We start from the raw sequence: 6,803 nt of genomic DNA, 5'->3' as shown, positions 1-6,803 counted from the left end.
GCACGCTGCTGCCGTTCGCGGTCTACTGCTTGGTGGCGGGGCTGCTGTCGATCATCAGATTCCTCTGAGGCGGGTATGCCCATCACCGTATTGATCGCCGACGATCAGGCGATGGTCCGGCAGGGGTTCGGCGCGCTGCTGGCCGCCCAGCCCGATATCAGCGTCATCGGCGACGCCGCCAACGGCGCGATCGCGGTGGCCGAGGCCAAACGGCTGCGACCCGATGTGGTGCTGATGGATGTGCGCATGCCCGAGATGAACGGGCTCGAGGCGGCGCGCGCCATCCTGGCCGCCGGATTCGATCCGCCGGTGCGGGTACTGATGCTGACCACCTTCGATATCGACGACTACGTGTACGAGGCATTGGGCCTGGGCGCCAGCGGTTTTCTGCTCAAGGACGCACCCGCCGACGAACTGGTGCGCGCGGTGCGCGTCGTGGCCGAGGGGCAGGCGCTGCTCGCGCCGACGGTCACCCGCCGGTTGATCGCCGATGTCACTCGCCGCCGCGCCCGCCCCAAACCCGCCCCGGCCCTGAACGCATTGACCCCGCGCGAACGCGAAGTCCTCGAGCTGATCGCCAAGGGCATGTCCAACACCGAGATCGCCGAGGCGCTGTTCGTCGCCGAGCAGACCGTGAAAACCCATGTGTCCAAGGTGTTTTCCAAACTCGATCTGCGTGACCGCGCGCAAGCCGTGGTGATCGCCTACGAATCCGGCCTGGTCACGCCGGGCTGAGCGATCCGGGTAGGATCCCCACCTGGTACGTCGCCGGAAGGGGGAACGTAGGTGTTGAACAACGGTGACGTGTTCGCCGGCTTCACCGTGGAGCGACTGCTCGGTCAGGGAGGGATGGGATCGGTCTATCTGGCGCGGCATCCGCGTCTGCCCCGGTTGACCGCGCTGAAACTGCTGAATCGTGAGCTGTACACCGATGCCGAGATCCGCGCCCGCTTCGAACGCGAGGCCGATCTGTGCGCACAACTCGACCATCCCGGCATCGTCGCCGTCTACGACCGTGGCGTCGAGGACGATCAGCTGTGGATCTGCATGCAATACGTGGACGGTGTCGACGCCGCCACGGTCGATCCGCTGACGCTGCCGCCGGAGCGTGCGGTGCAGATCGTCGAAGGTGTCGCCGACGCACTGGATTACGCGCACGGCAACGGTGTGCTGCACCGAGATGTGAAGCCCGCCAACATCCTGCTGGCCCGGGCGGTGAGCGGCAAGGGGGAGCGGGTCTTCCTCACCGATTTCGGAATCGCCCGTCTGCGTGAGGATTCCACGCACCTCACCCAGGCCGGCATGTTCACCGCCACCCTGGCCTACGCCTCACCGGAACAGATGACCGGTGTCGAACTCGACCATCGCTCCGATCAGTACTCGCTGGCGTGCGCCCTGTACTGGCTGCTCACCGGAACCGGGCCGTTCGACTCCGAACATCCCACCGAGGTGATCCGCGGCCACCTGCAACTGCCGGTACCGCCCGCCAGCGCGCGGCGTGCCGGGTTGTCTCCGGCGATGGACGGGGTGATCGCCCGCGCCATGGCCAAGCGGGCGTCCGAAAGATTCGGCAGCTGTATGGAATTCGCCGCCGCGGCGCGCGCGGCGCTGAACGCGCCGGCGGGGATGCCGACGATGAGTGGTGCGGCCCCGACACTTGTCCGGCCGGGCGGAGCGTCGCCCGTTCGGAACTCGGCGCGAGTGCCCGCCGGACCGCAGCTCGGTACCCACACGCAGGGATTCCCCCCTGGGAACGGTGCAGGCGTGCCCACCGGACCGCATCCCGGCACCCACACGCAGGGGTACCCGCCTGCGAACGGTGCTCGCGTGCCTACCGTGGTTCCCAGTGGGGGACAGCATTATTCGCCGGCCGCGAACACCGCCGGCCCGGCGAATGCCGCGTCCGCTCGGGTGCCGATGCCGGCCGCGACCCCCTCTCCCGCAGGGTATTCGGCGCCGCCACCCGGTTACCCGCCCGCCCCGGGCTCGGGCTACCGGCCGCAGCCGCCGAAGCGCTCGGGCGCGATGGTGGCGGCGATCATCGTCGCCGTGCTCGTTGTGGTGGCCATCGTCGTCACGATCGTCGTGGTGGTGCTGCAGAAGAATTCGAAGGGCAACGATTTCGCCGCCATGAAGTCGACTTTCCCGCAGTTGGTGAAGCCCTCGGGGGCGGGAAGCAGCGGCGACGGATACGACGGCCAGTCCTGTTTCCGTGAGACCGACGGCAAGACTCTGCGCACGCCGGGCGACGCCGCCGATCTCCGTCTGGGTTCGTGGACCGCGGCCTGGGACTGCTGGGGAGCGGTGGACAAGCCCGAATACGCCGTCCTGTCCTACGACTCGTCATCGGATGCGCAACGCGTGATCGCGGGGTTGCCCGCGAACCGGAAGGGAGCGGGCGTCACGGGTGGCGACGTCGAATACGACAGCTACATGTGGAAGACGGCCGACTCCGCGATCCCGAACGAATTCTGGAAGGTCATCGCCTTCCGGGATTCGACGCGGTCGCGGTATCTGATCGTCGCGCACAACCAGTACTGGCCCAGCTTGGAGGAGGGCAAGACGTACCAGGAGTTCGACACCTGGTGCAACGAGATGCCCATCGCCTAGGCAAGCTGGGCCGCCGGGGCCGCCGGCGGACCTCGCTCACCCGAAGAAGGCGGCGGCTTCCCCGTGCCGATCGTTGGGCACCAGCTTGAGCTGCTTCGTCGCCTCCGCCAGCGACACCAGGCCGATCTCGGTGCCGTGCAACGCCACCATCTGGCCGAACCGGCCGTCGTGGACCGCTTCGGCGGCGTGCAGGCCGAAGCGGGTGGCGAGAACGCGGTCGTAGGCGGTGGGCGTGCCGCCACGCTGGACGTGGCCCAGCACCGTGGTGCGGACCTCCTTGCCGATACGGCGTTCGATCTCCACGCCCAACTGGTGGGCCACCCCGGTGAACCGCTCGTGGCCGTATTCGTCGACCCCGCCCTCGCGCAGATGGAACGAGCCCTCGGCGGGTTTCGCGCCCTCGGCGACCACGCAGATGAAGTGTGAATCACCGCGCTGGAAGCGGCGTTTGATCATGCTGCACACCTCGTCGACGTCGAAGGGCACCTCGGGGACGAGGGTGAGGTGGGCGCCGGAGGCGATGCCGGAATTCATCGCGATCCAGCCGGCGTGGCGGCCCATCACCTCCACCAGCATGACGCGCTGATGTGATTCCGCGGTGGTGTGCAGCCGGTCGATGGCATCGGTGGCGATGCTGACGGCGGTGTCGTGACCGAAAGTGGTGTCGGTGCAGTCGATGTCGTTGTCGATGGTCTTCGGCACGCCGACCACCGGCACACCTTCGTCGGAGAGCCAGTGCGCGGCGGTGAGGGTGCCCTCGCCGCCGATCGGGATGAGGGCGTCGATGCCGTTGTCGTCGAGGGTGCGTTTGATGCGGCCCAGGCCCTCGAGCAGCACGTCGGGATTGGTGCGGGCGGTGCCGAGCATGGTGCCGCCCTTGGTGAGCAGCCGGTCGGTGCGGTCGTCGTTGTGGATGTGGATCTTGCGATCCTCCAGTAACCCGCGCCAACCGTCCTGGAAGCCGACGATCGCGTCACCGTAGCGGCCGTTCGCAGTGCGAACGACAGCTCGGATGACCGCGTTCAAGCCTGGGCAGTCCCCGCCTCCGGTCAAGACTCCGATGCGCATGCCGCTATCTTGCCGCGCCCGGGCGCGCGGCGCAGCCCCGCCCCCGTTAACCGGCGGTTACAGCAACCGGCTACCACGGACAGGAGTCACCGCGCAGGCGCGCTGATGCTATCGCGCGGGTGCGCAGTGGTGCTATTGCGCGGGTGCGCAGTGGTGCTATTGCGCGGGTGCGCAGTGTCCGGCCGGGAGGTCGTCGAGATGTTTGGTGATCAGGCCCGCCATCTTGTTGAGAATCTGGGTGCCGTCGTCGAAGGTGCCCGAGGTCGCCTGGGCGGCAAGGGAAATGGCGACGTCGCCGTTGGGGGTGGTCAGCAGGCCGAACTGGCGGACCAGGTAGTTGCCGCTCGGATCCGGCCCCCAGCCACCTTTGAAACGAGTGTTGTCCAGATGTCCGAGGCCCCACTGCTGGCCCCAGACCACCTTGCCCATCAGCGCGGTCACGGTGTCGGCATCGGGCAGACACGGCAGCCGCGACGCCCAGCGCACCTGGTCGGCCAGTGACCAGTCGGCCTGCCCGAACGCGGAGTACTCGGCACGCGAGCGGGTCGCGGGGACGGTCGTGGTGGTGTCGCCCCCTTCGCGCAGCACCGTCTGCACCGCCTTGGCCGCGGCCTCGGGTGCGCCCAGCGCCTGCCACAGCCCGTCGGCCGCGGAGTTGTCGGATTCGGTGATGGCCGCCGACATCTGATACGTGCTGGTGTTGCCGTTGGTGCGCAGAACGGCAAGGGTCAGCGGAACTTTCATCGTCGACCAGGACGGCCCGGTGGTCCAATCGCCCATCTGTGCGGTGCGCTGGCCGCCGACCGGCATGATCGCCATACCGGCGCGTCCGTCCAGACTCGGTCGCAGCGCGGTGAAATCGGCTGCCAGTGAACCCGGCAGCGCGAACATCGTGACGGGAGCGGACGAGGTGCTCGCCCGGGTCGTCGTGGTCGCGGCGGGGGTGTCGGTGGCGTTCGAGCAGGCCGCGGGGCTCAGTAACAGGCTCGCCCCGAGCAGCGCTGCCGCGCAGCGGCACACTCGAAAAGCCATGGCCCGCTTCGTGCTCGGCCGGAGTGGTGCGTGCACCCGTTCACCTCCACATCGTGCGGACGGCCCCGCACGGCACCATCCGTCAGACGAGGAATTGTGTGCGGTCGCGGCCCGCGGGTCAAATGCGCGGACCGTCGGCGGCGCATATGAGACGACTGCGCAATCACCGCTCGCATTCGCCGCCGTGCAGTTCGTGCACGTGTTCGGACAGCAGCGCCGACATCCGGTCCATCATTTCGACCGCGTCATCATAGGATCCCGAATCCGGTTGTGCCGCAAGGGCTACCGCGAGCTGGCCGGACCAGGTGGGCACCAGGCCGAACTGGCGGACCAGATAGGCTCCGGTGTCGTCGTCGGGCCCCCAGCCGCCCTTGTACTCGGCGCCGACGAACGAACCCAGGCCCCAGCTCTGGCTGTCGGTGATCTGCTGCATCAGATCCACCACCCGTGAGGCGTTGTGCAGGCACGGCAGCCGGGCGGCGAAGCGCAACTGATCGACCAGACTCCACTGGGTGGCGCCGAAAACCATCGGGTCGTCGATGGATTGACGCGCATCCGGATTGTGCCGGTCGGCGACATCGGTGGTGGTGTCGCCGGCCTCGCGCAGCACCGCCTCGACCGCTTCGGCCGCGGGTTCGCCGCCGCCCAGCGCGATCCAGAGTGCTTGCGCCGCATCGTTGTCCGAGGCGGTGATGGCGGCCTGGGCGACATCGGCCAGCCCGACCGGATCCCGGCGCAGCGCCGCCAGGGCGAGGGGCACCTTGATCGTCGACCAGGCGACGCCGGTGGTCCAGTCGCCGAGGGTGATCACGTGGTCGCCGCCCACGGCCATCACCGCCAGGCCCATGCGACCCGGTAGTTGCGCGCGCAGGTTGGCGAAACCGGCCACCAGACCGCTGGGCAGGGTGAGCGTCGAGTGGGGAACGGGCGCCGGGCGCACCATGTCGGTGGCCGGCCGGGCCAGGCCCGGGCCGGTGCTGACCGCGGCACCGTGTGCCGCGCACGCCGAAACGAGAAGTGTGACAACTGCCAAGAACAACCGCCGCCGACCCTGGCGCCCGGTGGGCGTCGGGTCAGTAGACATAGACCACCGCGTTGTCACCGCCCGTACAGGTGACGACCTTTCCCGAGCTGGTGCAGGTCATCGGATAGGACCGGCCCGTCACCGGACTCACCGCGATGATCGAGGTGCTGGCCTCGGCGGTGGCCGCGCTGGTCGCGCCGTGTGATTCGGCCGCCTGGGCGTACGCCTTGCGCACCGCTTCCGCGAAACCGCAGGAGGTCACCTCGGATCCGGTCGCGGTCTTGCCGAACGAGCCCTGCGACGTCGATGTCTGCGAGCACGGCGTCGCGCCGACCGGAAGGTTGGCCGATGTGCCGGTCGTGGTCGGCGCCGCGGTCGTGGTCGGCGCGGAGCTGGTCGCCGGTTGCTGGGCGGTCACCGCCGGGGCGGCCGGCCCCGCCGCGGTGGCCGGGTGATCGTTGCCGCCCGACGAGCCGAAGACCTGCCAGCCGACGACGCCGAGGCCGGCCAGGACCGCCGCACTCAGGACGCCGAGAACGACCGGAACCGCGACCGATCGCGAGCGCTTCGCATTTCGCCCGTCTTCCGAACCCGTTGCCGCGAAGGCATATTCGTCATCGGAGTAGTCGTCGTCGGCGTAGCGGTCGTCGTCCTCGTACCGGGCTTCGTCGTATCGGTCGTCGTCGTATCGGTCGTCCTCGTCGTAGCGAGCGTCGTCGCGGTAGCGCAGATCGTCGGCGTAGCGGGTGTCGTCGCCGTAGTCCTCGTCGTCCGGCCGGCCGACGTCGAGGAACTGGGTATCGCCCGCTGCCTGCGCGACGGTGCCGAACTGCGAAACGTCGAGGAAACGGGTGTTGTCCTCGGCGCCGGGCGTGCGATCGGCGCCGCCGGTTCGGAACTGGGAGACGTCGATCAGTTCGGTCTTCTCACCGGGCTGCAGATCCGTGTCCGATCCGAGGGCGGTGTCGGCACCGGATCGCGCCGTCACGTCGGGACCGTCGCCGAACTGCGCCGGGTCGAGCAGTTGGGTGCGGTAGTCGGAGCCCGGTGTCGAATCCTGCTCGGCCAC

Annotated in this window: 5 protein-coding genes and 1 pseudogene; 2 read left to right on the top strand and 4 right to left on the bottom strand. The window is 68.8% G+C overall.

The genetic code is table 11. The annotated features are described in order from the left end of the window. Window positions 1-75: 75 nt before the first annotated feature. A complete protein-coding gene (locus RJ03_RS17955) occupies window positions 76-735 on the top strand; it encodes a response regulator (RefSeq protein WP_036503935.1) in 660 nt (219 codons plus the stop codon). A gap of 51 nt (window positions 736-786) precedes the next feature. Continuing rightward, window positions 787-2,610 (top strand): serine/threonine-protein kinase, encoded by a 1,824-nt coding sequence (locus RJ03_RS35080; protein WP_051024817.1) that lies wholly within the window; start codon window positions 787-789, stop codon window positions 2,608-2,610. A gap of 36 nt (window positions 2,611-2,646) precedes the next feature. On the opposite strand, the gene RJ03_RS17945 is transcribed toward RJ03_RS35080, so the two are convergent. The 4 genes and pseudogenes from RJ03_RS17945 to RJ03_RS36065 all read right to left on the bottom strand — a co-directional run. Beyond that, a complete protein-coding gene (locus tag RJ03_RS17945) occupies window positions 2,647-3,678 on the bottom strand; it encodes an ATP-dependent 6-phosphofructokinase (RefSeq protein ID WP_036503933.1) in 1,032 nt (343 codons plus the stop codon). Window positions 3,679-3,834: 156 nt separating this feature from the next. Beyond that, window positions 3,835-4,710, bottom strand: a complete 876-nt coding sequence (locus RJ03_RS17940; RefSeq protein ID WP_036503931.1) for a serine hydrolase — start codon at window positions 4,708-4,710, stop codon at window positions 3,835-3,837. 163 nt (window positions 4,711-4,873) lie between these two features. Beyond that, entirely contained in the window at window positions 4,874-5,743 is an 870-nt protein-coding gene (locus RJ03_RS17935; RefSeq protein WP_245552316.1) for a serine hydrolase, read from the bottom strand. A gap of 40 nt (window positions 5,744-5,783) precedes the next feature. Beyond that, window positions 5,784-6,803: pseudogene (locus tag RJ03_RS36065) on the bottom strand (hypothetical protein); the annotation flags it as partial.

The organism is Nocardia aobensis NBRC 100429 (assembly GCF_000308375.1).
Lineage (GTDB): Bacteria > Actinomycetota > Actinomycetes > Mycobacteriales > Mycobacteriaceae > Nocardia > Nocardia aobensis.
This window is presented reverse-complemented; position numbering and strand designations above follow the sequence as displayed.

Coding starts and splice junctions, on each gene's coding strand:
- RJ03_RS17955 (WP_036503935.1), top strand. CDS start 76: ATGCCCATCACCGTATTGATCGCCGACGATCAGGCGATGGTCCGGCAG.
- RJ03_RS17945 (WP_036503933.1), bottom strand. CDS start 3,678: ATGCGCATCGGAGTCTTGACCGGAGGCGGGGACTGCCCAGGCTTGAAC.
- RJ03_RS17940 (WP_036503931.1), bottom strand. CDS start 4,710: ATGGCTTTTCGAGTGTGCCGCTGCGCGGCAGCGCTGCTCGGGGCGAGC.